Origin of the sequence: Acidocella sp. MX-AZ02 (genome assembly GCF_000306035.1) — a bacterium.
Lineage (GTDB): Bacteria > Pseudomonadota > Alphaproteobacteria > Acetobacterales > Acetobacteraceae > Acidocella > Acidocella facilis.
Window position 1 is genome coordinate 18,467 of the sequence record NZ_JH976209.1, and the last position, 3,486, is coordinate 21,952.

Here is a 3,486-nt window from a genome sequence, read left to right on the forward strand (position 1 = left end):
GCCCCACCGGCCCGGCCGGCCCCGCGATGGCGCTCACATTCACCGAAATCACACCGCTGGCGGTGATGGACACATTCTGTCCGGCACTGAACAGCCCGGTCAGCGCGCTCACCGGCAACAGCCCCGGCCCTGCGGCGGTATTGATCACCAGCTCGTCGCTCAGCGCCAGCGCCGCCTGCACCGGATAGCTTGCATGGTCGGCGCCATTCGCGGCCAGCACGCTCCCGGAGAGGGCCAACCCCGTCCCCAACGTCACCGCTTCCGGCGTGCCCGTGCCCAGACTGACCCGCCCCAGCAACGCCCCGGACGAAACCTCGATCAGCGGCTGCAGGCTCGCCGTCACCTGCGCCACGGTCGCCGAATAAACCGAGCCATTCTGCGAAATCGGCAGCAGATCGCCGGCCCCGACGGTTGCCGCCGAGGGGAGTTGCGCAATCGTTGTCATGAAAACGACCTTGTGATTTGGCCCTTATCCAGGCCGTGAAGGCTCAGGCGACAGCGACCCAGTTGCCGCTCCCGGTGCCGGATTGCTTGACCCAGAAGGTGCTGCCGACGCCGCCATTGAGGTTGCGGAAGGTCGAGCCCGCCGGGGCGGAGACCACATTCAGCGGCGATCCCCGGCCGATCAGCTCCACCGCTCCGGTCGGTTCCGTGTCCGAGATGAGCCGCACCATACCGCTCCCGGCCGGATGCAGGGAAATATCCCCGGCACGGGATTTCAGCGCGACGCTGCCATCGCCGTTGGGCGAGACATAGTCGCTCTGGCTGAACCGCGCCGCCCGCCACCCATTTGCCCCCATGCCGACCCAATCGACACTGGCCCCCGCCGGCACGGTCATCGTCGTCCCCGTCCAGTTGTTCAAAGGCTGGCTGGCGCCGGGCGCGAAACTCACCGCCGCCAGGCAATCCACCGTCAGCTCGCGGTCCTGCCAGCTCGGCAACCCCACCTGCACACTCACCGTCGCCCCGCTGCCGTCGCCGGAAATCGTGGCGGTGGTGCCGCTGCCATAGCCGCTGCCGAAGGCCGACATCTGAATGCCGATCACCTTGCCGCCGCTCAGCCAAACACGCGCCGCCGCCCCGGTGCCGGTGCCGGAAATCGTCACCGTCGCGGTCGTGTATCCCGCCCCCGGCGCGGTAACCTTGATGAAAGTCACCGTCCCCGCCGCCAGCGCGCCTTGCGCGGTCAGGATCTGCGCCACCGGCGCGCTGGCCTGGGAGATGCTCACCGCATCCGCCAGATCCGGCACGGTCAGCGTATAAACCCCATTCACGCTCGCCGGATTCACCGGCCAGCGCGTGGTGAAATTCACCACATTGCGGCGCAGGATGATCGAATCCGTATAGGCCGACAGCGCCGTGGTCAGATTGCCCCCGGCATTGACCATGATGACATTATCCTCGACCCGGATATTCTGCGCCGCATCCCGGATCAAAATCCCGGTGACGCTGCCACTGTAATTGATCCAGTTCCCGCAGATCGACAGCTCCGTACAGGCCAGGCCGAAATTATCCCCCGAACCGTCGGATTCCACATTCTGCACGGCAACGCCGGCACCGGTGCAGTCCTGAATGAAATTCGACCGCGCGGTGCAATATTGCCCGCCGCCGATATTCAATCCCATCCAGGCGCCATTGATGTAATTGCTGCAAACCTCGGTATAGATCGACCCGCCGCAATCGATCCCGAAGGCGGTGGCGCCGGTGATCATGTTGCCCGAAATTTTGCAATAGCCGGTATCGCAGAGAATCCCCGCCCCGAACCCAACCGCCGTGCTGTTATTGGCACACAGATTGCCCGAGACGAGAATATTCCGGCCGGACACATAGATTCCGTAGATGCCGTTTTCATAACAATTATTGCCGGTGATCACCGCGCCCAGAATGTCCGGATTGGCATTGCCGTACAGGAAAGGCTGGGTGAACACATTATTCGCGACAAAATTGCCCACCAGGATGCCAATGGCATTGTCCCAGCAGCTATTGCCGACAATCTGCAAGGCGCGAACCTTCAGCACAAATGCCGGATCATGGCTGTCCGCACAGATCCCGTTATTTTTGTTGCCGTATGCGCGGGAATTGGTAACGCTGATGCCATCGGTCGCGAAAATCATCAGCCCGTTATTGGCATTGCCGGTGAACTCGCAATCATCGACATGGTGCCCCACCAGCGTCGGGTCGCTGGCCAGATAGGTAAGGCCATTGCCGTTATTGGGCCCCTGCGCATTCTGAAAACTGCAACGCGTGATCAAAGAGCGCGTACAACCCGGCTGCACCGCCACCGCCAGCGTATCGGCGGTGATCGACGCATTCGCATCGAACACCACACCATCCGCATAGAAATTCGTCGCCGCGATGTTCAGCCAGGTCGCGGTGCTGGCACTGCCGGTCTTCGATTGCGCAGGCCGCTTCAAAATCGAAAGCCCCGCGCTGCCCACCAGGCAGCATGTGGCGCCGGTAATGTCGGTCTCCCCGGCAATCGCATAGGTTTTCGCGCCCAGCCGCACCGGAAGGCCGCTGGCAATCGCCGCCAGCAACGCCGCGCTGTCGTCAGTCACCCCGTCGCCGACCGCGCCATAATCCTCGATCGACACGGCATTCCCAGCCAGCGCCGCAATCGTTCGCGCCACGCTGCCCCCGGCCGCCGTCGCCGTCAGCCCGCCCGCCGGCAGGCCGGGTACATTCGCCATGCCGGCCAGGAAATTGGCATAGGAGACCGCCTGGTTGGCACCCGCCTGCCCCAGCGCCACCAGATCGCTGGCCCCCGGCACGGTTCCGCTCGGCAGCCCGGCAATCACGAAGGGCGCCGCCGTGGCCGACAAAGTGCTGCCCGAAAGCGCCAGATTGGCGCCGATGGTGATCGGCTGAGGGGCGGCCGTACCCGGCCCCACCCCGCCCAGCAGCGTATTCTGCGGCAGGCTCAACGCCGCCTGCGTCCCTGCCAGCATCTGCGCGCGCGTCGCCGACAAGGTCTGGTTATTCTGGAAGATCGCAACCTGCGCGCTGTCGGAAACCGAAGCCGCAAGCGGCAACTGGCCAATCGTGGTCATATGCAGTCCTCTCTCAAAGGGTGGTGAGCGGCGTGCCGGTCGGGTCGGTCAGCGGCTGGCCGCCGGCCGTTGTCAGCGCATCCGCCGGTGCCGGGATGCTGGCCAGCGCCACCACCGGCAAAGCCAGGCTGCGCGCCAGGCTGCGCCCGCCGGTGGTGCCGGCCGTCACCGTCACCGTATAAATCGTCCCCGCCACGCCCGCGCTCAGCCACAGCACGACACGCGGCCCATCCGCCGCCGCCGAAACCAGCGTCAGATCACCCGGATTCTGCGGGCTCACCGTCACGCTCAGCGTGCTGATCGAATCACAGGGATTACCGCTCAGGGCCGGTGCCAGATCGAACACATAATCCAGCGTGTCGCCCGGGTCTTTCTGCGGCCACACCAAAGGCTGCGGCGGCGGAATTTGCGGGCCGCGCGGTGTGGCGACAAACCC

Annotated in this window: 2 protein-coding genes and 1 pseudogene; all 3 read right to left on the bottom strand. The window is 64.9% G+C overall.

Annotated elements, in window-relative coordinates:
- Positions 1-445: pseudogene (locus MXAZACID_RS19785) on the bottom strand (collagen-like protein); the annotation flags it as partial.
- A 43-nt stretch (positions 446-488) separates the two neighbouring features.
- Entirely contained in the window at positions 489-3,050 is a 2,562-nt protein-coding gene (locus MXAZACID_RS12330) for a right-handed parallel beta-helix repeat-containing protein (RefSeq protein WP_008494719.1), read from the bottom strand.
- A 13-nt stretch (positions 3,051-3,063) separates the two neighbouring features.
- Positions 3,064-3,486: hypothetical protein (locus MXAZACID_RS12335; protein ID WP_008494720.1), on the bottom strand; the 423-nt coding region annotated here is incomplete at its 5' end.